26 protein-coding genes and 1 tRNA gene are annotated in these 23,991 nt (G+C 67.7%); 14 read left to right on the top strand and 13 right to left on the bottom strand.

The window, feature by feature from the left end; all coding sequences use genetic code 11:
- Positions 1 to 26: 26 nt before the first annotated feature.
- The 3 genes from RNZ50_24230 (at position 27) to RNZ50_24220 (ending at position 2,873) form a co-directional block, all read left to right on the top strand.
- The gene (locus RNZ50_24230) at positions 27 to 1,004 is read left to right on the top strand and encodes a sigma-54 dependent transcriptional regulator (GenBank protein MDT8858082.1); all 978 of its coding nucleotides are present in this window, start codon (positions 27 to 29) and stop codon (positions 1,002 to 1,004) included.
- A gap of 158 nt (positions 1,005 to 1,162) precedes the next feature.
- Positions 1,163 to 2,521, top strand: coding sequence for an acyclic terpene utilization AtuA family protein (locus RNZ50_24225; protein MDT8858081.1), 1,359 nt, complete (start codon positions 1,163 to 1,165; stop codon positions 2,519 to 2,521).
- Positions 2,522 to 2,531: 10 nt separating this feature from the next.
- On the top strand, positions 2,532 to 2,873 hold the full coding sequence (locus RNZ50_24220; protein ID MDT8858080.1) for a DUF4387 domain-containing protein: 342 nt from the start codon (positions 2,532 to 2,534) through the stop codon (positions 2,871 to 2,873).
- Between the two features lie 373 nt (positions 2,874 to 3,246).
- Here RNZ50_24220 and RNZ50_24215 read toward each other — a convergent pair whose 3' ends face one another.
- From RNZ50_24215 to ilvD, 5 genes are all read right to left on the bottom strand, one after another.
- Positions 3,247 to 5,271, bottom strand: a complete 2,025-nt coding sequence (locus RNZ50_24215; GenBank protein ID MDT8858079.1) for an NADPH-dependent 2,4-dienoyl-CoA reductase — start codon at positions 5,269 to 5,271, stop codon at positions 3,247 to 3,249.
- Between the two features lie 207 nt (positions 5,272 to 5,478).
- A complete protein-coding gene (locus RNZ50_24210; protein ID MDT8858078.1) occupies positions 5,479 to 5,853 on the bottom strand; it encodes a hypothetical protein in 375 nt (124 codons plus the stop codon).
- A gap of 7 nt (positions 5,854 to 5,860) precedes the next feature.
- A complete protein-coding gene (locus tag RNZ50_24205) occupies positions 5,861 to 6,634 on the bottom strand; it encodes a DUF6478 family protein (protein MDT8858077.1) in 774 nt (257 codons plus the stop codon).
- Between the two features lie 124 nt (positions 6,635 to 6,758).
- A complete protein-coding gene (locus RNZ50_24200; protein MDT8858076.1) occupies positions 6,759 to 7,385 on the bottom strand; it encodes a cation transport ATPase in 627 nt (208 codons plus the stop codon).
- Positions 7,366 to 9,099, bottom strand: coding sequence for a dihydroxy-acid dehydratase (gene ilvD / locus RNZ50_24195; protein MDT8858075.1), 1,734 nt, complete (start codon positions 9,097 to 9,099; stop codon positions 7,366 to 7,368). Before ilvD ends, RNZ50_24200 begins: the two co-directional genes overlap by 20 nt.
- 146 nt (positions 9,100 to 9,245) lie before the next feature.
- On the opposite strand from ilvD, the gene RNZ50_24190 reads away from it, so the two are divergent.
- Positions 9,246 to 9,905: a hypothetical protein gene (locus tag RNZ50_24190; GenBank protein MDT8858074.1), complete on the top strand. Its 660-nt coding sequence runs from the start codon at positions 9,246 to 9,248 to the stop codon at positions 9,903 to 9,905.
- On the opposite strand, the gene RNZ50_24185 is transcribed toward RNZ50_24190, so the two are convergent.
- Positions 9,887 to 11,542 carry a DNA polymerase Y family protein gene (locus RNZ50_24185; GenBank protein ID MDT8858073.1) on the bottom strand — a complete coding sequence of 552 codons (1,656 nt, stop codon included), beginning with the start codon at positions 11,540 to 11,542 and terminating at the stop codon, positions 9,887 to 9,889. The two genes, RNZ50_24190 and RNZ50_24185, sit on opposite strands and share 19 nt — an antisense overlap.
- A gap of 160 nt (positions 11,543 to 11,702) precedes the next feature.
- Between RNZ50_24185 and RNZ50_24180 the strand changes: the two genes are divergently transcribed.
- Positions 11,703 to 12,143: a cytochrome c gene (locus RNZ50_24180; protein MDT8858072.1), complete on the top strand. Its 441-nt coding sequence runs from the start codon at positions 11,703 to 11,705 to the stop codon at positions 12,141 to 12,143.
- Between the two features lie 24 nt (positions 12,144 to 12,167).
- Here the strand turns inward: RNZ50_24180 and RNZ50_24175 are convergent, their stop codons facing one another.
- Both RNZ50_24175 and RNZ50_24170 read right to left on the bottom strand, forming a co-directional pair.
- Positions 12,168 to 12,458, bottom strand: a complete 291-nt coding sequence (locus RNZ50_24175; protein MDT8858071.1) for an I78 family peptidase inhibitor — start codon at positions 12,456 to 12,458, stop codon at positions 12,168 to 12,170.
- Between the two features lie 37 nt (positions 12,459 to 12,495).
- Positions 12,496 to 12,774 (bottom strand): I78 family peptidase inhibitor, encoded by a 279-nt coding sequence (locus tag RNZ50_24170; GenBank protein ID MDT8858070.1) that lies wholly within the window; start codon positions 12,772 to 12,774, stop codon positions 12,496 to 12,498.
- A gap of 265 nt (positions 12,775 to 13,039) precedes the next feature.
- On the opposite strand from RNZ50_24170, the gene RNZ50_24165 reads away from it, so the two are divergent.
- Entirely contained in the window at positions 13,040 to 13,792 is a 753-nt protein-coding gene (locus RNZ50_24165; GenBank protein ID MDT8858069.1) for an NYN domain-containing protein, read from the top strand.
- Positions 13,793 to 13,925: 133 nt separating this feature from the next.
- Positions 13,926 to 14,654 carry an NYN domain-containing protein gene (locus RNZ50_24160; protein ID MDT8858068.1) on the top strand — a complete coding sequence of 243 codons (729 nt, stop codon included), beginning with the start codon at positions 13,926 to 13,928 and terminating at the stop codon, positions 14,652 to 14,654.
- Here RNZ50_24160 and RNZ50_24155 read toward each other — a convergent pair.
- Together RNZ50_24155 and RNZ50_24150 are read right to left on the bottom strand one after the other, a co-directional pair.
- Positions 14,645 to 15,274 carry a TetR/AcrR family transcriptional regulator gene (locus tag RNZ50_24155; GenBank protein ID MDT8858067.1) on the bottom strand — a complete coding sequence of 210 codons (630 nt, stop codon included), beginning with the start codon at positions 15,272 to 15,274 and terminating at the stop codon, positions 14,645 to 14,647. The genes RNZ50_24160 and RNZ50_24155 overlap by 10 nt on opposite strands.
- A gap of 59 nt (positions 15,275 to 15,333) precedes the next feature.
- On the bottom strand, positions 15,334 to 15,516 hold the full coding sequence (locus RNZ50_24150; GenBank protein ID MDT8858066.1) for a hypothetical protein: 183 nt from the start codon (positions 15,514 to 15,516) through the stop codon (positions 15,334 to 15,336).
- 165 nt (positions 15,517 to 15,681) lie between these two features.
- On the opposite strand from RNZ50_24150, the gene RNZ50_24145 reads away from it, so the two are divergent.
- The 7 genes from RNZ50_24145 to RNZ50_24115 all read left to right on the top strand — a co-directional run bounded on the left by RNZ50_24145 (position 15,682) and on the right by RNZ50_24115 (position 21,616).
- On the top strand, positions 15,682 to 16,659 hold the full coding sequence (locus RNZ50_24145) for a ferritin family protein (protein MDT8858065.1): 978 nt from the start codon (positions 15,682 to 15,684) through the stop codon (positions 16,657 to 16,659).
- A gap of 169 nt (positions 16,660 to 16,828) precedes the next feature.
- The gene (locus tag RNZ50_24140) at positions 16,829 to 17,758 is read left to right on the top strand and encodes an AEC family transporter (GenBank protein MDT8858064.1); all 930 of its coding nucleotides are present in this window, start codon (positions 16,829 to 16,831) and stop codon (positions 17,756 to 17,758) included.
- 14 nt (positions 17,759 to 17,772) lie between these two features.
- Positions 17,773 to 18,603 (top strand): S-formylglutathione hydrolase, encoded by an 831-nt coding sequence (gene fghA / locus RNZ50_24135; GenBank protein ID MDT8858063.1) that lies wholly within the window; start codon positions 17,773 to 17,775, stop codon positions 18,601 to 18,603.
- Positions 18,596 to 19,051, top strand: a complete 456-nt coding sequence (locus RNZ50_24130) for a YaiI/YqxD family protein (protein ID MDT8858062.1) — start codon at positions 18,596 to 18,598, stop codon at positions 19,049 to 19,051. The genes fghA and RNZ50_24130 overlap by 8 nt, the downstream gene beginning before the upstream one ends.
- 53 nt (positions 19,052 to 19,104) lie before the next feature.
- Complete coding sequence (locus tag RNZ50_24125) at positions 19,105 to 20,079, top strand: DMT family transporter (GenBank protein ID MDT8858061.1); 975 nt, start codon at positions 19,105 to 19,107, stop codon at positions 20,077 to 20,079.
- Entirely contained in the window at positions 20,079 to 20,705 is a 627-nt protein-coding gene (locus tag RNZ50_24120) for an HAD family phosphatase (protein ID MDT8858060.1), read from the top strand. The genes RNZ50_24125 and RNZ50_24120 overlap by 1 nt, the downstream gene beginning before the upstream one ends.
- Positions 20,702 to 21,616: an ornithine cyclodeaminase gene (locus tag RNZ50_24115; GenBank protein ID MDT8858059.1), complete on the top strand. Its 915-nt coding sequence runs from the start codon at positions 20,702 to 20,704 to the stop codon at positions 21,614 to 21,616. The genes RNZ50_24120 and RNZ50_24115 overlap by 4 nt, the downstream gene beginning before the upstream one ends.
- A gap of 15 nt (positions 21,617 to 21,631) precedes the next feature.
- Here RNZ50_24115 and RNZ50_24110 read toward each other — a convergent pair.
- From RNZ50_24110 to leuB, 3 genes are all read right to left on the bottom strand, one after another.
- Positions 21,632 to 21,708: transfer RNA gene (locus RNZ50_24110), tRNA-Pro, on the bottom strand.
- 57 nt (positions 21,709 to 21,765) lie between these two features.
- Positions 21,766 to 22,737 carry a DMT family transporter gene (locus RNZ50_24105; GenBank protein MDT8858058.1) on the bottom strand — a complete coding sequence of 324 codons (972 nt, stop codon included), beginning with the start codon at positions 22,735 to 22,737 and terminating at the stop codon, positions 21,766 to 21,768.
- 105 nt (positions 22,738 to 22,842) lie between these two features.
- Entirely contained in the window at positions 22,843 to 23,952 is a 1,110-nt protein-coding gene (gene leuB / locus RNZ50_24100) for a 3-isopropylmalate dehydrogenase (GenBank protein MDT8858057.1), read from the bottom strand.
- Positions 23,953 to 23,991 lie beyond the last annotated feature (39 nt).

Genomic DNA, 23,991 nt, shown 5'->3' with positions numbered 1-23,991 from the left:
CCGGTGGCGGGAAGATGGAACAGGGCATGGCAGACTACAGAAGCGAACTGGTGGGCGACCACCCCAGCATCCAGGGCTTGCACCGCCTGATCGACAAGGTCGCAAAAAGCCCGGTGCGAACCGTGCTGATCTACGGCGAAACCGGCACCGGCAAGGGGCTGGTGGCGCGGATGATCCACCAGGCCTCGGCGCGCTCGGGCAAGGAATTCGTCGACATCAACTGTGCCGCGATCCCGGCAAGCCTGCTGGAATCCGAACTGTTCGGCCACGAGAAGGGCGCCTTCACCGGCGCGGTGGACCGCAAGACCGGGCTGGTGGAGGCATCGAACAACGGCTCGGTGTTCCTGGACGAGATCCGCGAGCTTGACCCCTTCCTGCAGGCCAAGCTGCTGAGCCTGCTCGACACCCAGCAGTTCCGCCGGGTCGGCGCGGTCAAGCTGACCACGGTGGATGTGCGCTTCATCGCGGCGACCAACAAGGTGCTGCTGTCCGAGGTGAAGGCGGGAAACTTCCGCGAGGATCTTTACTACCGGCTTCAGGTCGTGGCGCTGAACCTGCCCGCGCTGCGCGAACGCGGCAATGACGTGCTGACCCTTGCGCGCTATTTCATCACGAAGTTCAACATCACCTACAAACGCTGCATCCAGGGGCTCGCGCCCCAGACCGAAGAGATCTTTCGCCGATACCCCTGGCCCGGCAATGTGCGTGAACTGGAAAACCTGCTGGAACGCATCTTCATTCTGGAAGATGACAACGTGATCCTGCCGCACCACCTGCCCAACCGCATCCTGCGCACCGTCGCCGCGGGGCCGGACCCCGCAACGGCCGCCACCCCTTTGCCCGAAAGCCCGTTCCGCGAAGCGACCGAGGCGTTCCAGCGCCGCCTGATCGAAAGCGCCCTGGTGCGTTGCGCGGGAAACCTGCAGGACACCGCCCGCCACCTGGGCCTGAGCCGCCACGCCCTGCGGCACCAGATCATCAAGCTGGGCCTCGACAGGGCGTGAGATTCCCCCACGCATCGCGCGCATTGCACGCAGGCAGATGCCGCAGCCGACGCCTTCCGATTTTCTCACGGCCGAACAACGCCTTGTCCGGGGGCTGCCCATGGCACGACCTGTGCATCTAAGGGGGAAAGACCCAACCAACCAGAGGCAAAATACACATGGCGTCGCTACGGATCATCTGCCCGAACGGGCACCTCGGCTTCGCGCCGCTCAAGCCCGGCAGCTTTCACGCGGCCGTGGCGACGCTGCCGGATTTCATTGCCGCCGACAGCGGCAGCGACGACATCGGGCCGGTTCCGCTGGGCAATGACAGTTGCGCCAGCCCCAAGGCATGGCAACGGCACGATCTGGAACAGATGCTGCTGGCCGCGCGCCGCATCGGGGTGCCGATGATGATCGGCTCGGCCGGCGATACCGGCACCAATTCCCGGGTCGACATGTATGTGGAGATGATCCGCGAGATTGCCGCAGAGCACGATCTGGCGCCCTTCAGGCTCGGCTGGTTCTATTCCGAGGTGGACCGCGAATTCGTGCGCGCCAGGATCCGCGGGGGCTCGCCGATCCGCGGTCTCGATGCCCGCGAGGATCTGGACGAGGCCGAACTCGACGCCACATCGCGCATCGTCGCAATGGCCGGGGTTCACCCCTTCGTCAAGCTGCTGGAAGATGGCTGCGACGTGATCATCGGCGGGCGGTCCTCCGACAGCGCGATCTTTGCCGCCGCCGCCCTGTTCAGGGGCTATCCGCAGGCGGAAAGCTATTACCTCGGCAAGGTGCTGGAATGCGCATCGTTCTGCGCCGAACCCTACGGCGCCAAGGAAACCGTGATGGGCGAGATCACCGCCGATCATGTCGAGGTCACCGCGATGGCCGATTTTCAGCGTTGCACCGTGGCCTCGGTGGCGGGCCATGCGATGTATGAACGGTCGAACCCGTTCTTCGAATTCGTCGCGGGCGGCAAGCTGGACATGACGCATTGCGCCTATGACCAGGTGTCCGAAAAGACCACCCGCGTGACCGGCATGACGTTCGAGCCTGCCACCGAATTCCGGGTCAAGCTGGAAGGTTCGGGCAAGGTGGGCGAGCGGTTCGTCGGCATGGCGGGCATCCGCGACCCCTATACCATCGCCAATGTCGATGCGGTGATCGACTGGGCCCGCCAGCAGACCATCGACCGCTTCGGCCCCGACGGATGGGAACTGCACTACAACGTCTTCGGCCGCAACGGCGTGATGGGCGACATGGAACCGCTGCGCGACAAGCCCGGACACGAGCTTTGCGTCGTGGTGCAGGGTGTCGCCCCGACACGCGAAATGGCCGAAGAGGTCACGATGACCGGCACGCGCCAGTTGTTCTATGCCCGCCTGCCCGATGTCAAGGGCACTGCGGGCGGCGTGTCCTTCGTGCTGGACGAGGTGCTGGCCGCCAGCCCGGCCTACCGCTGGACGCTCAATCACACGATGGCGGTGGACGACCCGCTGGAACTGTTTCCCACGCACAGCGCGATGGTCGGCTGAGGATAGGCACATGAACACCGAAAAGAACACCCGCACCCGGCTGTCCGATCTGGCCAAGACAATCCGCTCCAAGAACGCGGGCACCGACAAGATCACCTTCGACATCATCTTTCGCGAAAAGGCGACCTACGAGATGGTCAAGCGCTCGCAGGCGCTGACCCCGGCCAGCGTCTGCGCCGTGCTGAACGTCGACCCGGCACGCCTGACCGACTTCGTCGAATACGATCCGGCCTATGCGATCAAGTTCACCATCCTGCGGCTGCGACCCTCGGGCAGCGCAGGCGATGGCGACATCTTCGGCGCCCAGCAATATGCGCCCTTCCTGGATGTCGAGATCGACGTGACCGCCTGAAGCGGGCACCCCGGCCGCGGGATCGTTCCTGCGGCCGACCGGACCTCGATCAGGACCAATGGCGCCGGCCCGCCAGAACGGAAAGGACGGCGCCGCACAATCGCAGCAGGTTGGCCTTCGCCCCTGCCCCGCTGCCCGATCAAGCCGTTCATGCACCGCGCCATCCCGCTCTGCCTTGCGACACCCGGGCCTTGCGGCCCCAGGCACTCGCTGACGGGCCGCCCAAGATCGCGGGAATTGAAGGCACCCACGGGTTTTCGTGCGCCCGGATGCAGATCGGCTACCCGGCCCCGACCGACAGCCGGTTGACCTCGATCGACAGCAATGGCGAGGGCAACATCAATACCGTCGAACTCGCGGCAGCAATCGCCCGCTACAGCCCTGCGGCAAGCCGCGCGCCCTGGTCGATCGCCCGCTTGGCGTCAAGTTCCGCGGCCACATCGGCCCCGCCGATCACATGATGCGCCACACCCGCCGCGGCCAGCGCGTCGGCCAGCCCGCGTTCCGGCAGCTGGCCCGCGCAGAGCACCACCGTGTCAACGGCGAGCAGGTCCGACCGCTCTCGCCCCGGCCCGTGGCTGATGTGCAGGCCCTCCGGCGAGATTGCCTCGTAGTTGACGCCGCCCAGCATGGTGACGCCCTTCATCGCCAGCGCGGCGCGGTGGATCCAGCCGGTGGTCTTGCCCAGACCGCGCCCCGGCTTTTCGGCCTTGCGCTGCAGCAGCCAGACTTCGCGCGCCGGAGCCTCGGGGCGCGGCCCCTCGGCCGCCAGCCCCCCGGGCCGCAACGCGGGATCTCCCACCCCCCATTCGCGCCGCCAGAGCGCGGGGTCCAGCGTCGGGCTTTCCCCGGCCTGCACCAGATATTCGGCCACGTCGAACCCGATGCCGCCCGCCCCGATCACCGCCACCCGCCGCCCAACCGGCGCACCGCGCAGCACCTCGGCATAGCCCAGCACATTGGCACCGCCCTGCCCCGGAATGACCGGATCGCGCGGCACCACGCCGGTTGCCACCACCACCTCGTCAAAACCCCGCAGGTCATCGACAGTGGCCGAGGCACCCGTGCGGACCTCGATCCCGGCCTTGGCCACCATGGTCTCGAACCAGCGCACCAAGCCGTGAAACTCTTCCTTCCCCGGCACCTGCCGCGCCAGGTTCAACTGCCCGCCCAGCACCGCCGACCGTTCGAACAGCACCACGCCATGGCCGCGTTCGGCCGCCACCAGGGCGCACATCAACCCCGCAGCCCCCGCCCCCACCACGGCAACCCGCTTGCACACCGCTGCCGGGTCATAGCGCAGCACCGTCTCGTGGCAGGCGCGCGGATTGACGAGGCAGGACGACAGCTTGCCGCTGAACGTGTGGTCCAGACAGGCCTGATTGCAGGCGATGCAGGGCGCGATTTCCGCCGCCCGGCCTGACGCGGCCTTGGAGACGAAATCGGGGTCGGCCAGGAAGGGCCGCGCCATCGACACCATGTCGGCCTGCCCGGCGGCCAGGATGCCCTCGGCGACCCCGGGCGCGTTGATCCGGTTTGACGCGATCACCGGAATGCCAATCTCGCCGCGCAGCCGCCCGGTCAGCCAGGTGAAGGCGGCACGCGGCACCGAGGTGGCGATGGTCGGCACCCGCGCCTCGTGCCAGCCGATGCCGGTGTTCAGGATCGTGGCACCGGCCGCCTCGACCGCCTTCGCAAGCAGCACGACCTCGTCCCAGGTCGAGCCGTCGGGGATCAGGTCGATCAGCGATACCCGGTAGATCAGGATGAAATCGGCCCCCACCGCCGCGCGCACCCGCGCCACCACCTCGACCGGCAGGCGCATCCGGTTTGCGTAGCTGCCGCCCCAGCGATCCTCGCGGCGGTTGACGTGGGTCACGAGGAACTGGTTGAGGAAATACCCCTCCGACCCCATGATCTCGACGCCGTCATAGCCCGCCTCGCGCGCCCGGACCGCCGCCGTCACGATGTCGGATATCTGGCGCTCGATCCCGGCTTCATCCAGCGCCTCGGGCACGAAGGGCGAGATCGGAGATTTGACGGCGCTGGCCGAAACGCAGCCCTTGCCATAGGCATAGCGCCCGGCATGGAGAATCTGCATCGCGATCCGTCCGCCCGCGTCATGCACCCGGCCGGTGACGGTGCGATGGTTGGCGATGTCTTCGGGCGTGAAAAGCCCCGCCGCGCCGGGGAACACCCCGCCCTCGCGGTTCGGGGCCATGCCGCCGGTCACCATCAGCGCCACGCCCCCCAGCGCCCGGGCGGCGTAGAATTCCGCCACCCGGTTCCAGTCGCCAGTCTCCTCCAGCCCGGTGTGCATCGACCCCATCAGCACCCGGTTCGGCAGAACCGTGAAGCCAAGATCGAGCGGCGCCAGAAGATGTGGATAAAGCGTCATGCTGCGGCCTCCCTGCCATCGATGCCAGCTTGCCCGCCTGCAGGCACCCTTGTCACGCCAAACGCCGCGTCACCCCGCAGCCCCCGAATTTTCTACGAAAATTCGCCCCGCTGCCCGGGCACGGTTTTCGCCCCGCTGCTTTGCATGGCCTGACCGGCGCCGACCCCGTGACCTGAATTTTCGTAGAAAATTCGGCCGCCCCCGCGCTCAGGCGGTCGTCTCCAGACAATGCCGCCGGAAAGCGCGCTTGAGCATGTCAAGCTCTGCCCGCAGCAGGTCGATCTCGGCGCGCAGGTCATCCTCCATCGCCACGCCGGTGATCACGGTGAAATGCGCCCGGGTCTCGCCGGTGCCGACATCGCGGATCAGGAAGGTCTGCACCCCCTCGCTCAGCACCTGCGGCGGGATCGGCACGCGCACCGCCCACGCGCCCGGCCGCCCGGGCACCTCGGTCAGGGCGAGTCCAGGCAGCACCGCTTCCAGATGGCGGACCTCCAGCGCCGGGCGACCTTCGGCGCCGGTCAGCACGCCTTCCCAGACTCCAGCCCGGATGCGTGTCTTGGTCAGGGTGATCTCGCTCATCGCCGCCTCACAACTCGGCCCGCGGACGGCGACTGAACGTCACGTCGCGCAGGATGATCTGGTTCATCTCGGGGCCTTCGAAGATCAGGTCGACCCAGATCTTTTCCACCCGCTTCTCGTTCATCTTGGTGTAGGCCAGATCGAATTCGACCATCACCTCCTCGTCGCGCAGCGGCAGTTCGCGCACCACCTGTTCGACGTTCGGCCCGTGCTTGACGTTCAGCCGGGCAAAGATCTCCAGCGGCTTTTCCATCTCGACGATGGCATCCAGCCGGATCAGGTGCTTCAGTTTCAGCCCCTGCACCGCCGCGTCCGGCAGGTCGATCACCAGCGACAGGAAAGACCCGTCAAAGCGGAACACATCCATCCGGAAACCGAACGGCGCCAGATCGGCGTTGCGCGTGTTGCGGATCTGGCGCACCGTCAGTTCCGAGCGGCGGCAATCGTGAAAGATCGTGGCACCGTCGCAGACCTGCGCCTTGCCGGGCACCGAGGAAAACCCCGGCACCGGAATGGCACCGCGCCACAGGTCCGGCCGCCACACCCAGTCCGCGCCCATCGGCTTGCGGATCGCGTTCGAGCCGATCACCGGCAGCGCCAGCCGGTCTTCGGCAACATGGATCACCCGGTCAAGCTGACGGCGCAGCTGCCGTGCCCGCCCGCGCAGGCCGCGCAATGATTCCAGATCGACCGCCTTTGCCCCGTCGGCCAGCCGCCCCCAGCGCCGCAGCATCCGCTTGTGCACCACCTGGTCGATCAGCGTGTCGAACCTGTTGCCCATCCCATCCCTGTTTCTGCAAGACCCGGAACCCGTTGCGACCCGATCTGCCCCAGGCTTGTTGCCATATCGGAAACGATTCGTTTATTGCCTGAAAGATCTGAAGATTCCATCCCCAAGACTTGTCCTAAAGCGACACCTTTGCCCGATTGGCTGCCTGCATCGCGGCCAGGAAGCGGTCGGTCAGCCTGCGCCCGGCGGCAGGGTCCATCGGCGCGCCCGCGGGGCCCGAAACCGACAGCGTCACCAGCCGTCCCTCCACGTCAAGCACGGCGCGCCAGCTTTCGGGCTGGCCGCGGCTGTCGCCGCCCGGGCTGGTGTCGGTCAGCCGCATCAGGAAGGCGTCACCGACCACCAGCGCCTCGTGCAGCGTCACCGACGCCGCCCGCCCGCTGCGGCTCAGCGCGGCGCGGCCCTGCGGCGACTTGAAGAACGCGGCCAGTTGCGCACCCCCGCCAGAGATGCCCGCGCCCGAACCGGCCCCGCCGACCGCCACGGTCAGTATCGCCCTGGCCTGCGGCACCTGCGTCTCGCCCGTCACCGCGCAGCGCCCGATCAGCACGATGGCTGTATCCTGCCGTTCCAGCACCCCGGCCGGGTCGATGCAATAGCCCGGCGGGGCGGCGACGGTCAGCGCCCCGCCCAGCACCGGACGACTTTGCAGCGCACCGCCCGCCGCAAGGCAGGCGGCCAGCAGCGGCACCGCCGCAGCCAGCATCAGGCCGGGCCGCAGCCTACTGGTCCATGTAGACATGCTTCTCCGCCCGTGCGCCCGGATGCGTGACGGCGCCCAGACGAGTCGGCCCGACCAGTTGCGCATATTTCCACAGCGCGCCGCTGGCGTATTGCGTGGGGCGCGCGCCCTTCCACTCGGCCTTGCGCGCCGCGAGTTCGTCGTCGCTCAGCGCCACCGACAGCTCGCCCGTCAGCGCGTTCAGGGTGATCATGTCGCCGTCGCGCAGCAGGGCGATCGGCCCGCCATGCGCCGCCTCGGGCCCGACATGGCCGACGCAGAAGCCGCGCGTCGCACCCGAGAAGCGCCCGTCGGTGATCAGCGCGACCTTCTTGCCCATGCCCTGACCGCTGAGCGCGGCGGTGGTCGACAACATCTCGCGCATCCCCGGCCCGCCCGCGGGGCCCTCGTTGCGGATAACGATCACGTCGCCTTCCTTGTAGGCCCGGTTCTGCACCGCCTCGAACGCGTCTTCCTCGCATTCGAAAACCCGCGCCGGGCCGGTGAAGATCTGCTCGGCCTCCGACATGCCCGCGACCTTGACGATGGCGCCATCGGGGCAGATGTTGCCCCGCAGCCCGACCACGCCGCCGGTTTTCGAGATCGGGGTTTCCACCGGATAGATCACCTTGCCGTCGGCCTCGCGGGTGATGAGGTCCAGTTCCTCGCCCATCGAGCGTCCCGAGGCGGTGATGCAGTCTTCGTGCATCAGCCCGGCCTTGCGCAGTTCCTTCAGCACGACCGGCACGCCGCCGACCTCGTACAGATCCTTGGCGACATAGGTGCCGCCGGGGCGCAGGCTGACGAAATACGGCGTGTCGCGGAAGATTTCGCATACGTCGAACAGGTCGAAGTCGATCCCCGCCTCGTGCGCGATGGCGGGCAGGTGCAGCCCGGCGTTGGTCGACCCGCCGGTGCAGGCCACGACGCGCGCCGCATTCTCCAGCGACTTGCGGGTGACGATGTCGCGGGCGCGGATGTTCTTCTCGATCAGGTGCATGACTGCCACGCCCGAGGCGTCGCCATACTGGTCGCGGGATTCATACGGGGCCGGGGCGCCCGACGAGTTCAGCAGCGCCAGCCCGATCGCCTCGGACACGCAGGCCATGGTGTTGGCGGTGTACTGCCCGCCGCAGGCCCCGGCCGAAGGGCAGGCCACCCGTTCCAGGATCGCCAGCTGTTCGTCGGTGATGTTGCCCGCCTGATGCTGGCCCACCGCCTCGAACACGTCCTGCACCACGACATCCTTGCCGTTCAGGCGGCCCGGCAGGATCGACCCGCCGTAAATGAACACCGACGGCACGTTCAGCCGCACCATCGCCATCATCATCCCCGGCAGCGATTTGTCGCAGCCCGCAAGGCCCACCAGCGCATCGTAGCAATGGCCGCGGATCGTCAGTTCGACCGTGTCGGCAATCGCATCGCGCGAGGCGAGCGACGAGCGCATCCCTTCATGCCCCATGGCGATGCCGTCGGTGACGGTGATCGTGGTGAACTCGCGCGGGGTGCCGCCGCCCTTCTTGACGCCGGTCTTGACCGACTGCGCCTGCCGGTTCAGCGAGATGTTGCAGGGCGCCGCCTCGTTCCAGCAGGTCGCAACCCCCACCCATGGCTGATGAATCTCTGCCTCGGTGATTCCCATGGCATAGAAGTAGCTGCGGTGCGGCGCGCGTGACGGGCCTTCGGTCACGTGCCGCGAGGGCAGCTTTGACTTGTCGAAACGGTTGTTGATCATGGGGCATCCTCCGGCGAAATGGCTGGGCAAAGGGATAAAGGGCGACGGGCAGGGGGGCAAGGCGCGATTGTGGCGCCGCGCCGTTGCTTGCAACCGCCCCGCTTCTGCCGCAGGTTGCGCGGCGCACCAGCCGGAAGGGCCAGACCATGCGCAGACCCGCCACCTTTGCCGCCCTTGAAGCCCTTGGTCGCACCCGGCTGTCGCGCCACTTCTTCCTGCGCGACTTCCTGCATTCCGAGATTGCCAGCTTTCACGGCATCGCCAACATCCCCGACGACCCCGACCTTGCGATTGCCGCGGGCACCCGGCTGGCGACCGACCTGCTTGATCCGCTGGTCGAAACCTTCGGGCCGATCACCATCCGCTCTGCCTACCGCGCCCCGGCGGTCAACGCCTTCGGCAATGCCCACGGCCTGAACTGCGCAAGGAACGAGGCGTCGTTCGCCGGCCACATCTGGGACCGGCGCGACGCGGCGGGGCGGATGGGCGCCTGCGCCTGCATCCAGATCCCATGGTTTGCCGACCAATACGAACAGGGCCGCGACTGGCGCGACCTTGCGTGGTGGATCCATGACCACCTGCCCTATTCCGCGATGTGGTTCTTCCCGGTTCGCGCCGCGCTGAACCTGACGTGGCGCGAAGAGCCCGAGCGCACGATTTCCAGCTACATCGCCCCGCGCGGCAAGCTGCTTGCCGCCGGGGCGGAACCGGCCGAGCCGCCCGCCCTGCGCCGCGCGCGCCATGCCGATTTCCCGCCGTTCCGGGGCATCGCGCTGCCGGGCCTGCCTCAGGCAAACACCCCCTGACAGAACCAGCCGCCCGACACCTCGCCGCCGTGGGCATAGAACAGCCACAGCCGCTCGCCCCCCGTCGCCTCGACCCGCCAGTAGTCGCGCAGGCCCGAGCGCCATTCGGGGTCGTCAAGCCACCATTCGGGCGCAAGCCGCTCCGGCCCGGTCGCCACCCGCACCACCAGGTCGCGCCTGCGCCAACGAAAGCCGGTCGGCAGCTGCGGCACACCGGGCGCCGCCACCGGCTCGGGGCGGAACAAGAGCAACGGGCGCGGCGCGCGCGGGCGCGGCCAGGGGGCGGGGGCCGGGGAAGACCAGGCGGCGGCCAGCACGATGGCCGATTTCTCGGGGATATGGCTTTCGGCAGGGTGCAGGCGGGTCACCGCGTCCATCCCCAGCCGGGCGCCCAGCTTGCCCAGCAGATCCTCCAGCGCGGTATCGCTGCCCTGCCGCGCCGCCGCCTGCTCGGCCGCGTCGATGTGGCCGCGATGCTGCACCGCGCTCAGCGGTTCGGTCTCGACCGCCGACAGGCGCAGGCAGTCGATGCCGAAGCCCGCGTCGATCATCTCCAGCTTCAGCGCCAGCAGCGGGCGGATGCGGTCGGGGTCATCGGCGGGGCGGGCCAGCCCGACCTCGACCACCTCGCAGCGCCCGTCGCTGCAAAACGCCTGCAACCGCACCCGCCGCGCCCCCCGCGCCTTTTCGCGCAGCCGGGCGCACAGCACCGGCAGCAGCCGGTCCACCCCGGCCTGCACGTCGGCCAGCAGCCCGATCGGGTCGGGAAAGGTCAGCCGCACCGCGAAATGCAGCGGTGCGCGGGCGGGGGCCACCGGCTCGGGTTCCAGCCCAAGCGCCTGATCCAGACGGCGCAGCGTCTGGGTGCCGAACCGCCGCGCCAGGGCGGCGCGCGGCAGACCCGTGATGTCGTCGATCTGGCGCAGGCCAAGCCGCGCCAGCGCCGCCACCGTCTCGGGCGGCAGGCGCAGCGCGGTGATCGGCAGGCCCGCCAGCGCCTGCCGCATCTGCCCGGGCGCGGCAATCACTCCCTGCGGCCCCTCCACGGCGGCCACGGGCGCGACCCCGCCGCGTTCCCAGCCCCGCCGCTTGGCGGCGCGCGACCGCGTCGCCCGCGCCTCCTGTTCGATGGCGTCGCCGTTGCGCAGCGGCACCACCCCCTGCCCGGCAAAGCGCGCCAGCGCCCAGGCCGCCCCCGGCGTGTCGGCAATCCCGGCGCGCACCGTCAGGCCAAGCCCCGCGCAGTCGGCCTCCACCTCGGCCAGCAGCGCCGCCTCGCCGCCGAACAGATGCGCGCAGCCGGTCAGGTCGACCACCAGCGCGGCGGGCGGCTCTTCCGCCACCCAGGGGCTGAACTTGCCCGCCCAGCGCCGCAGCACCGTCAGGAACGCCGCATCGCGCAGCGGGTCGGCGGGGCGGGTCAGCAGGCCGGGGCACATCGCCGTCGCATCGCGCAGGGGCTGGCCCAGCGCCAGCCCCGCCGCCTCGGCCTCGGGGTTCAGCGAGGCCAGCACCTGCGCCCCGCCCCGCTCGGCCACCACCGCAAAGGGCAAGGGCAGCACATCGCCGCGCTGCCGCAGCAGCCGTTCCGCCGCGAGTCGCGGAAACCACAGCGAAAGAATCCGTCGGTGCGCCATATCGTTCTCTTTTTGTTCACGATATCGCGTCAGGGTCGGCAGAGTCGAGTCGATGAAGGGGATGACATTTCCGTGATGTGACGGACGCCAGACCAAAGTCCATGACCGTGTCATGCCCCCGCGCTATACTGGGCAGGCATTTTCAGCAGGGAGAAGAAACTTGAACCTCATCTCGAAAACCCTCGTGGCGGGCCTCGTTCTGGCCGCCGGTGCCGCCTTCGCCAAGGAAGGCGTGCAGGATCCGACCGTCAAGGCCCGGATGGACCTGATGAGCACCATCGGCATGAACCTGAAGACGCTGGGCGACATGGCGGGCGACAAGACCCCGTTCGACGCCGCCGCCGCCGAAACAGCCAAGGCCGCCCTCATTGCCGCCTCGGCCGACATTCCGGTGAAGTTCGAACCCGAGGCGGAAGACCCGGTTTCCGAAGCGATGCCCGACATCTGGATGACGTGGGACGTGTTCCTGACCAAGGCCGACACGCTCGACAAGGCCGCAGCCGCGATGGACGTGGCCTCGGTCGATGGCATCAAGGCCGGCATGGGCGCGATGGGCGAGGCGTGCAAGGACTGCCACACCACCTTCCGCATGAAGAAATGACCCTGAACCGTCGATGACCCGCGATCAGCCGCAGGACACGCGGCTGATCCTTTCGCGGGCGTCGATCTCGATGTTCAGCCGGTCTGGCGAATAGTCCATCGTCACCCCCATGCCGGGGCGTATGATGCGCGTCGGCCCGGCGAACTTCATGGTTCGCAGCACCCTGGCGCTTTGCCCGACCAGACCTTGCAGCGCCGCGGCACCACAGGCATTTTCGCTCGGGGCGGGCGGCAGAGTCGGCGGCGTTTCGGTTGCGGGCACGCAGGCGGCCAGCACGAACAGGGCAAGGGCGGCGAGGATCGGGCGGGCAAACATGGCAACCTCCGTAAAAACGCGGCATCTGCCGCAATGCTCAGCCGCAGTATAGGGCAAGCAGCCGGCCGCGGCCATCAAGCTGCGCATTCAGGCGCGACAGGCTGAAATCCTCGGTCACCGCGTCACCGGGGCGGATCAGCCGCAGGGTGATGCCCGGTTGCACCCGCCTGGTCAGCGTCGGCGCGGGCTGGCCCAGAAGGCCCTGCAACCGATCGGCCCCGCAAGGCGCCAGCGGAACCGTGCTCGGCGGGGGCGGCAGCAGCGGCGCCGCCGTGCAGGCCGCCAGAGACAGGACCAGAACCAGAACAAGACGCATCGCCACCCCCGGCAGACACCACCGCTCCAGGCGGTCGTTTCCCGCGCAACCATCCGCCACAGTCTTGCACGGCTCTGCCCGGAAGGACAGGGAAAGGACACCGCCGCAGATCCGGGCTTGCTGCCCGCGCCGCGGCCCGTGCCACGCAAATCCGGCGCAGGTGCTGGATGGCCCCGCCCCCGCGTGGTATGACGCCCGAAAGAGGAGAATCCCCGATGCCCGCACCCCGCACGCAATCGCCCCGTTCCGCCCGGACGCCCGCATGATGGCCGCCCCCCGCGCCCCCCGCCTCTGCGTGCTGATCGACGCCGACAACGTGCCCGCAGGCTATGCCACGGCGATCTTCGAAGAAATCGCGGCGCTGGGCGAAGCCTCGGTGCGCCGGATCTACGGCGACTGGTCGGCGGTGCGGCTGAACGGCTGGGCGCGCAAGGTGGCGATGCTGGGTCTGGTGGCCGACCAGCAGTTTTCCAACACCAAGGGCAAGAACGCCAGCGATATCGGGCTGGTGATCTCGGCGATGGATTTCCTGCATTCGGGCCTGTTCGACGGCTTCGTGCTGGTCAGTTCGGACAGCGATTTCACCCGGCTCGCAGCGCGGATCCGCGAACAGGGGCTGGATGTCTATGGCATCGGTGAAAAGAAGACGCCCGAAGCCTTCCGGATGGCCTGCAAGCGGTTCATCTATGTCGAGAACCTCGGCGCCGAGGAAATGCCGCGCGAACCGGTGAAACCGGAACGGGTTGAACCGGAACCTGCGGCCGAACCCGTGGCGCGGGTGACCAAGGAACAGCCCGCCAAGGCGATTCCGCTGATCATCGCAGCGATGCGCGCGATCGACCCCGAGGGCGAGTGGTATTCGCTGGGGCAGATCGGGCAATACATCACGCAGGGCTCGCCCGACTTCGACACCCGCACCTACGGCAGCGCCAAGCTGTCCGACCTCGTGCGCAAGATCAGCCGCTTCGAGGTGAAACCGGGGCCGGGCGGTCAACTGCTGGCGCGGGATGTAGCCTGACGCCGCCGCCGGGTGCGGCGGCAAGACTTTTGAAAAAAGTCTTGCAAAATCCTTGCAAGGATTTTGTCGCTCCCCTGCCCGAAGTTTGCCGCAATCGACTGAAATCCTGACACTGTTTCAGAACGGGGTTCAGATGATGCAGGCTTGGGCGGGACCGGTTTCGGGGGGTGTGCCGAATGGCGCGGTCGCCGTTCTGGTGGATGGGGAAAACGTGGCCTGGAATGTTTCCGAGGTTCTGCTGCGATGCGCCAGAACCCTTGGCGCGCCTACCATCCTGCGGGCCTACTGCAACCGACTGAACCCGAATGGCTGGGACGGTGACGGCCGGTTCCAGTTGACCTATCTCGACACACAGGCCGGCAAGAACTCGGCCGACATCCGGCTGGTGATCGACGCGATGGACATCGTGCACGCTGCTGCTGTCGACAGCATCGTGATCGCGTCCACAGACCGCGATTTTGCGCCGCTGGCGCATCGGCTGCGCGCGTCTGGACTTTACGTCCTGGGGGTGGGGCGCAGGGAAGCGTCTGCAATATTTCGCCACTCGTGCTCGGATTTTCATGTCCTGAACCATGCCCCCGAGCCCGCCCCCCCGCCGCAGCCGGTTGTCGTCGCAGCCAGGGCCGTGACAAGGCCAGCGGCACTGTCCAAGGAGGACGCGCTGATTCACGATCTGATCCGCAGTTGCGGCAAAGATGGCTGGCTCGAATTGACCAGGATCAACCCACATCTTTCGAAGAGCGGCTTCATGATCGGAGACACGCCCGAAAAAACCTGGCGCGCCTATCTGGAGAAACGCGATACGCTTTATGACTGCGAACCCAGGGGGCCCACGGCGCGCGTGCGCCTGCGTCAGCGCTGAGCCTTCACCGCGTAGCGCGCCATGAACATCTCGACCGCGCCCCTGATGGTGCGGGCGATGTCGCGCGGCGGGCAGCATGTGTTCACGCCGAAGATCAGGCGGGCGTGCACGTCGGCCTTGCACAGTTCGGCGAACTGGTCGGCGGCCAGATCAAGGTCGTCGATCACTAGTTCGCCCCGTGCCACGGCGGAGCGGAGGTAGTCGCTCAGGCGCTGACGCACCAGCAGCGGGCCGGAGTGGTAGAAGGCATGGCCAAGCTCGGGGAAGCGGTCGCTTTCGGCGACGCAGATGCGGAACACCTTCATGCCGAAATCGGACATGGTGAATTCGACCATCTTCTGCGCGGCGGCGGTCAGCACCTCGGCCGGGGGGGCGGTCATGTCGATCAGCTTCACCGCCTCGTCGGCCTGGCGGCGGCATTCGGCCTTTGCCACCTCCATGAACAGCAGGCGCTTGTCGGGGAAGTAGCTGTAGAGCGTGGCCTTCGACACGCCCGCCTCGCGCGCGATGTCATCGACCGAGGCCCCGTCGAAACCGTCGCGCAGGAACACGGTGCGCGCACCGTCAAGCACCTGATCGAACTTGCGGCCCTTGCGGATTGTCTGTGCTGGCGCGGTCATGGTTTCCCCTTCGGGCGACCTTAGACCGGGCGGCGCGGGTCGGGCAAGGACAACCGGGGTCACCTGGCCGGGGTGCAGACCGTGCTGGTGGTGGCAGCGCCGCAGCCGCGCGTGACGGTCGGGCCTTCGTCCGGCCAGGTCAGGCGCGGCAGGTCGAGCACGAGGCCGGAGGCGGCGGCCGGGCCGGCCAGCAGCACGAGGGCGGTCAGGGCGGCGGCGAGCGGATTCAAGGCGGATGTCATGGGAATCTCCTGAACTGGTTGGTTCACTTTTCTCAATTTGAACCGAGTCGTTCAGTTTCTCAAGCTGGAAATGAACCGATCGGTTCATTTGTCGCAAGCCGACACCGCGGCTTGCAGGGGCCGGGCAAGCGGGTATATTGGAATCATTCCAAGTTGCGAGGCATCATGCTGTCTGCCCTGACCAACCGCCGCCGCTTTTCAGACCTTTCGGAACAGGAGGTTCTGGCGCTGGCAATCGCGTCGGAGGAAGACGATGGCCGCATCTACCGCAGCTATGCCGCCCGGCTGCGCGCCGACTACCCGGCCTCGGCGGCGCTGTTCGACGACATGGCCGCCGAAGAGGACGGCCACCGCCAGCGGCTGATCGAGCTGCACCGCAGGCGGTTCGGCGAGGTGATCCCGCTGATCCGGCGCGAGCATGTCGCGGGCTACTATGCCCGCCGCCCGGTCTGGCTGATGCAGACGCTGAGCCTGGAGGCAATACGCGGCGAGGCCGAGGGCATGGAGCGGCAGGCCGAGGAGTTCTATCTGCGCGCCGCAAAGGCGACTTCGGATGCCGCGACGCGCAAGCTGCTGGGCGATCTGGCGGCGGCCGAGGCCGGGCACAAGCGCAGTGCGGCGCGGTTCACCGAAACCAACCTGGACCCGGACTCCCGCAGCCAGGAAGACCGTGCCGCGCACCGCCAGTTCATTCTGACCTGGGTGCAGCCGGGGCTGGCGGGGCTGATGGACGGGTCGGTTTCGACGCTGGCACCGATCTTCGCCACGGCATTCGCGACGCAGGACACCTGGACGACCTTTCTGGTCGGCTCGGCGGCTTCGGTCGGGGCGGGAATCTCGATGGGATTCACCGAGGCCGCGCATGACGACGGCGTGCTGTCGGGGCGCGGCAGCCCGTGGAAGCGCGGGCTTGCCTCGGGGGTGATGACGACCCTGGGCGGCATGGGCCATGCGCTGCCCTACCTGATCACGGATTTCTGGACGGCGACGACGATTGCCATGTTGGTGGTGTTTGTCGAGCTGTGGGCGATTGCCTGGATCCAGAACAGGTTCATGGAGACGCCCTTCCTGCGGGCGGCGATGCAGGTGGTGCTGGGCGGGGCGCTGGTGTTTGCGGCGGGCGTGCTGATCGGCGGCGGCTGAGCGGGGACGCAGGAGGGGGGCTGTCTGCCCCCCGCGCCGCCGATTTCATCGACGGCTCCCCCCGAGGATATTTGTGCAAAGGTGAAAGCATGAAGTAGGGGGCGTGGCCTTGCAGTTCCGCCCGGGGCGTGAAACGCTTGTCGGGATTGCGGGAAAGCCTGGGGCGCGGATGCTGCCGATCCTTCTGAAAACATTGCCGTTCTTCGGGCTGATCGGGCTTGGCTGGTGGGCCGGGCGCGTGCGCTTCTTCACGCCCGAGGCCACGGCCTATCTGACCAAGTTCGTGTTCTACTTCGCCCTGTCGGCGATGCTGTTCCGCTTTGCCGCCAACCTGTCGCTGGCGGATATTTATGACGGGCCGTTCGTGCTGGCGTATCTGCTGGGCTGCTTCGTGGTTTACGGCATCGCGATGGCGGTCGCGCTGATGCGCGGGATCGGCATGGTGGAAGCGGCGATGGAGGCGCAATGCGCGGTGATCGGCAATACCGGCTTTCTGGGGGTGCCGATGCTGGTGCTGCTGCTGGGGCCGGAGGCCGCTGGGCCGGTGCTGATGGTGCTGGCGATCGACCTGATCGTGTTTTCAAGCCTGATCACCCTGATCATCACCGGGGTGCGGCAGGGGCGGATGACGCTGGGCACCTTTCGCGTGCTGGGGATGGGGTTGCTGGCAAACCCGATGATCGTGTCGATCGTGCTGGGGCTGGCGTGGTCGGGCACCGGCTGGGCGGTGCCGGGGCCGGCCAACGAGTTTCTGGCGCTGCTGGGGGCGGCGGCGACGCCGGGGGCGCTGTTTGCCATCGGCGCGTCGCTGGCCACCAAGTCGGCCGAGCGGCTGGCGGTGGCGGGCTGGCTGAGCTTTTGCAAGCTGGTGCTGCATCCGGCGGCGGTGGCCTTTGCCGCGCTGGTGGTGTTTGATGTGGAGCCCTATGCCGCAGGGGTGATGATTGCGGCGGCGGCGCTGCCGGTGGCCGGGAATGTGTATATTCTGGCGCAGCACTACGGGGTCGCGCCGCAACGGGTGTCGGCCGCCATCCTGATTTCAACGGCGGTCAGCATCCTGACCGTGTCTGCGGTGATCGCCTGGGTTACGGCGGTCTGATGCGAGGAGGAACGATGAAGACGATTTCCGAAAACCGCGCCTTTGGTGGCGTGCAGGGGGTGTATGCCCATGCCTCTGACGCGTGCAGTTGCGACATGACCTTCGGGCTGTTCCTGCCCGAGGAGGCCGAGACCAACCCGGTGCCGGTGGTCTGGTATCTGTCGGGGCTGACCTGCACGCACGAGAATGCCATGGTCAAGGCCGGGGCGCAGAAATGGGCGGCCGAGGCCGGTGTGGCGCTGGTGTTTCCCGACACCTCGCCGCGCGGGCCCGGCGTGGCGGACGATCCGGCCTATGACCTGGGACAGGGGGCCGGCTTTTTCGTCAACGCGACCGAGGGCGCCTGGGCGAAGCACTACCGGATGTGGGACTATGTGACCGACGAACTGCCGCGGATGCTGTTCAGCGCCTTCCCGGTGCAGGAGGATCGCCAGTCGATCACCGGGCATTCGATGGGCGGGCACGGGGCGCTGACCATCGCAATGTCGTTCCCGGGGCGGTTCCGCTCGGTCTCGGCCTTTGCGCCGATCGCGCATCCCACCGCCTGCGACTGGGGCCGCAAGCCCTTTGCCGCCTATCTCGGGCCGGACGAGGCGAAATGGGCGGCGCATGATGCCACCCTGCTGATGCGGAAGCGGGGCTTTGACGGGCCTATCTTGATTGATCAGGGTGCGGCGGACCCGTTTCTGGATACGCTGATGCCCGAGGCGCTGGCCGGGGCGATGATGGCGCGGCGGCAGAATGGGGCCATCCGGATGCAGAAGGGCTATGACCACAGCTATTTCTTCGTGTCGAGCTTCATCGAGGATCACATCGGCTTCCACGCCGCGGCGCTTTATGGCTGAGGGCGCGATCTGGATCGACGCCGACGCCTGCCCGGTCAAGGCCGAGGCCGAGCGGGTGGCGGTGCGCCACGGGATGCGGATGGTGCTGGTGTCGAACGGCGGCATAAGGCCGTCGCCCAACCCGCTGGTGGAAAGCGTCTTCGTGCCCGACGGGCCGGACGAGGCCGACAAGTGGATCGCCGAGCGGGTCGGCCCCGGCGACGTGGTGGTGACCGGGGACATTCCGCTGGCGGCGAAATGCGTGGCGGCCGGGGCGCTGGTGGTGCGCCACAACGGCGAGGCGCTGACCCCCGCCAACATCGGCAACGTGCTGGCGACCCGCGACCTGATGCAGGACCTGCGCAGCGCCGACCCGTTCCGCCAGGGCGGCGGGCGGCCGTTTTCCAAGGCCGACCGCTCGCGCTTTCTCGAGGTGCTGGAACGGCTGGTGCGGGCGGCGAAAGCCTGAACCCTGTCGCGGCTGGAACAGACAGCGTCGGGTGCTGCGGGTTGTCTGGCGCCATGACCGCGCACCCCACTCCCGCCCCGATGAGCCCCGCCAGACGCGCAGCACTGGCGGGCATTCTGTCTGCCGTCGGCGCCTCGTGCGTCTTTTCGGTCAACGACGTGTCGATCAAGTTCCTCAGCGGCGACTATGCGCTGCATCAGGTGGTGCTGACCCGGTCGCTGATCGGGCTGGCGGTGATGCTGGCGGTGGTTCTGCCGTTCAGCGGCGGGTTTGCGGTGCTGCGCACGGGCAAGCTGCGGCTGCACCTGATCCGCGGCGGCTTCGTGGTGTTTTCGAACCTGTGCTATTTCCTCGGGCTGGCGGCGATGCCGCTGGCCGATGCGGTGGCGATCTTCTTCATCAGCCCGCTGATGATCACCGCCCTGTCGGTGCCGATGCTGGGCGAAAAGGTCGGGCCGCGCCGCTGGTTCGCGGTCTGCATCGGGCTGGTGGGGGTGGTGGTGATGCTGCGACCGGGGTCGGGCGCGTTCCAGATGGCGACGCTGCTGCCGGTGGTTTCGGCCTTTGCCTATGCGATGATGCACATGATGACCCGGCGGATGGGCGGCACGGAATCGGCGGTCGCCATGACCTTCTATGTGCAACTGTGCTTCGTGCAGGTCAGTGGCGCCTTCGGGCTGGCGGTGGGTGACGGGCATCTGGCGGCGCAGTCGGATGCCTCGCTTGCCTTCCTGTTCCGCGCCTGGGTCTGGCCCGCGCCGGGCGACTGGCTGATCATGCTGGCGATCGGGGTGTCGTCATCCTTCGGCGGGCTCTTGATCGCGCAGGCCTACAAGCTCTGCGAGGCGGGGCTGGTGGCGCCGTTCGAATACGCCTCGATGCCGCTGGCGATCTTCTGGGGGGTGGCGGTGTTCGGCGTCTGGCCGGATGCCACGGCGTGGATGGGGATTGCGCTCATCTGCGGCGGCGGGCTTTACATGTTCTGGCGCGAGGCACTGGCCGCGCGCCGCGAAAGGCAGGAGGAATGATGCCGCAACCCCAAGCCGTGATCTTCGACATCGGCAACGTGCTGATCGAATGGAACCCCGAGCGGTTCTATGACTCCGTCATCGGGCCCGAGGCGCGGGCGCGCCTGTTCGCCGAGGTGCCGCTGACCGAGATGAACCTCGAAATCGACCGCGGCGCGCTGTTTCGCGAAACCGTCTATGCCATGGCCGAGGCGCACCCCCGATGGGCCGACCCGATCCGCCTGTGGCACGACCGCTGGATCGACATCGCCTCGCCCCGGATCGAGCACTCCATCGCCCTGCTGCGGGCCCTGCGCGCCAAGGGGGTGCCGGTGTTCACCCTGACCAACTTCGGCGTCCACAGCTTTGCCTATGCCCAGACGCAATACGATTTCCTGAACGAGTTCGACCGGCTTTACGTCTCGGGCCACATGAACGCGCTGAAACCAGAAGCCCGGATCTACCAGATGGTCGAAAAGGATTGCGGGCTGGACCCGGCGACCCTGCTTTTCACCGACGACAAGCCCGAGAATGTGGAGGCCGCCGCCGCACGCGGCTGGCAGGTGCATCTGTTCGACGGGGCGGCCCCCTGGGCACAACGGCTGGTGGCTGCCGGACTCCTGACCGAAACGGAGGCAAGACCATGACGGAAATCATCGGGCGCGAAGCCGAGGCGCATCTGACCTGGGCCGGGCTGATGGCGGCGCTGGAGGCGGGCCATCGCATGCCGCGCGCCGAAATCGGGGACATGCTGCTCTATCGCGGCCGCGACACGCTGCTGAACCGGGCGGCCTGGATCGACGGGCTGGGGCAACTGGTGAAATGCGCCACCATCTTTCCCGGCAACGGCGCACTGGGCAAGCCCAGCGTCAACGGCGCGGTGACGCTCTACTCCGACACGACCGGCGAGCTTGAGGCGCTGGTCGATTTTCATCTGGTGACCAAGTGGAAGACGGCCGGCGACAGCCTGCTGGCCGCCAGCCGCCTCGCCCGCCCCGACAGCCGCGAGATCGTGCTGGTGGGGGCCGGCACCGTGGCGCGCTCGATGGTCGAGGCCTATTCCAGCCTGTTCCCGCAAGCGCATTTCACGGTCTGGAACCGCAGCCCGGCAGCGGCGCAGGCGATGGCCGACAGCCTGCCGAACGTGACCGCGACCGCCGACCTGCAGGCGGCGGTCGGCCGCGCCGACATCATCTGCACCGCCACGATGAGCCTCTCGCCGCTGCTGGAAGGCACGTGGCTGCGCCCCGGCACCCACATCGACCTGATCGGCGCCTACCGCCCCGACATGCGCGAGGCCAACGACGAGGTGCTGCGCCGCGCCAGCATCTTCGTCGATTCGCGGGCAACCACGATCCACCACATCGGAGAGCTGAAAGACCCGATCGCGCGCGGCGTGATCAGCGATGCCGACGTGAAGGCCGACTATTACGACATGGCAGAGGGCGTATTCCGCAGGCAGTCGCCTGACGAGATCACCCTGTGCAAGAACGGCGGCGGCGCGCATCTGGACCTGATGACCGCGGCCTACATCGCCGCCGCCTGGCGCAATCGCTGACAGGGGTTCGGGAATTGGTCGGAGCGAGAGGATTCGAACCTCCGACCCCCTGCTCCCGAAGCAGGTGCGCTACCAGGCTGCGCTACGCTCCGACCGTGGGTGCGGATTAGACCGTCGCGGCGGCATTTGCAAGGGGGGCCGGGCGCAATTCATGCGTCATCGTCGCTCCGCTCGAACCGGCGCTGCATCAGGCTGATGCGCGGCAGCAATCCGGTCTCGGGGCGGCTTTTCGACCGCAGCACCGGGTTGTTTTTCGACACGTTGCCAAAGCTTTCGCGCAGCACGATGTAAAGCCCCGACGCGATGATCACCCCCGCCCCCAGCAGTGTATAGGCATCGGGCGACTCGTCGAAGATCAGAAAGCCGAAGATCGCCGCCCAGATCATTTGCGAATACTGCATCGGCGCCACGATCACCGCCTCGGCCGACCGGTAGGCGGCGATCACCAGCAGCATCGCCACAAAGCCGAAGGCGGCGATGATGCCCAGCATGGCGACATGCTCGATGGGCATCGGCCGATAGACGAAGGGCAGCACGCAGCCCAGCACGACGAAGTTCGCCATCATCGGATACAACAGCAGCACGACCGACCGTTCGTCCTGCCCGATCTTGCGCACGATCACCGAGGCGAGCGAGGAAAACACCGCCGCCGCCAGCGCCGCCAGGTGGCCAAGGCTCAGTGGCTCCGCCCCGGGGCGCAGCACGATCAGCACCCCCGCCAGCCCGACCACGATCGCCAGCCCGCGGCGGAGGCCGACCTTCTCGCCCAGGATTGGAATCGCCAGCAGGGTGATCAGCAGCGGCGCCGCGAACAGGATCGCGTAGGTCTGCGCCAGCGGCAGCACCGAAAAGGCATAGAACGCCGACACGCCGGTGATCAGCGACGACACCGTTCGCACCGCCGTCCACCATGGATGCACCGGGCGCAGATGGCCGTCCGAACGGTCGTTCATCAGCATCATGGTGACCAGCGGAAAACCGAACATGACCGAAAAGAAGATGATCTGGATCGCGGAATAGTGGCTGCCGAGATGCTTTACCACCACGTCATGCGTGGCGAAGATGGCAAAGGCCAAAAGCGCCATCAGCGCACCGCGCAGGTTGGATTTCACGACGGGCATCGTCCGCTCCGGCAGGGCTGTTACCGCGAACAGTGTCGCCGCAACCGGGGGCCGGCGCAAGGCGATGCGGCCGCAAAGGGGGCGCAGCGGCCCCCTTTTCCGGCGTCAGAGGCTGGCGTCAAGCGCCGCCACGATGGCGTCGCCCATGCCGGAGGTCGAGATCGGCGCGCCGCCCTCGGGCCCCATCAGGTCGGCGGTGCGCAGGCCGTCGGCAAGCACCTTCTCCACCGCCTTTTCGACCCGAGTCGCATCTTCGCCCATGTCGTAGGAATAGCGCAGCGCCATGGCAAAGCTGAGGATGCAGGCGATCGGGTTGGCCTTGCCCTGCCCGGCAATATCCGGGGCCGAGCCATGCACCGGCTCGTACATCGCGCGCGGCCGGCCATTCGCCATCGGTGCGCCGAGGCTGGCCGAGGGCAGCATCCCGAGGCTGCCGGTCAGCATCGCGGCGCAATCGGACAGCACGTCGCCGAACAGGTTGTCGGTCACGATCACGTCGAACTGCTTGGGCCAGCGCACCAGCTGCATCGCGCCGTTGTCGGCATACATGTGGCTGAGCGCGACATCCGGGTATTCGTTGTCATGCACCCACTGCACTTCCTCGCGCCACAGGATGCCCGATTCCATCACGTTGGCCTTCTCCATCGAGCAGACCTTGTTGTTGCGGCGGCGCGCCAGTTCGAAGGCCGAGCGCGCGACGCGGCGGATCTCGTTCGTGGTGTATCTTTGGGTGTTGATGCCGACCCGCCCGCCTTCGTTGTCGGGGAAGATGCCGCGCGGTTCGCCGAAATAGACCCCGCTGGTCAGTTCGCGCACGATCATGATGTCGAGGCCCGCGACCACCTCCTTCTTCAGGCTGGAGAAATCGGCCAGCGCGTCGAAGCATTGCGCCGGGCGCAGGTTGGAAAACAGGTCCATCTCCTTGCGCAGGCGCAAGAGGCCGCGCTCGGGCTTCAGGCTGAAGTCGAGCCCGTCGTATTGCGGCCCGCCCACCGCGCCCAGCAGCACGGCATCCGCGGCCTGCGCTCTTGCCATCGTCGCATCGCTCAGCGGGGCGCCGTGCGCGTCATAGGCGCAGCCGCCGACCAGATCTTCGGTAACGTCGAAGGTCACGCCGCGCCGGGCGCCCAGCCAGCCGATGATCTTCTTGACCTCGGCCATGACTTCGGGGCCGATGCCGTCGCCGGCCAGGATGAGAAGGGAAGGATTGGCCAAGATGCGCGCCTCGCGGGGTAAGGAATGGGATGAAAACCG

The organism is Paracoccaceae bacterium Fryx2 (genome assembly GCA_032334235.1).
GTDB lineage: Bacteria > Pseudomonadota > Alphaproteobacteria > Rhodobacterales > Rhodobacteraceae > JAVSGI01.
The sequence above is the reverse complement of the archived record's forward strand: the minus strand, read 5'-3'. Positions and strand labels throughout refer to the sequence as shown.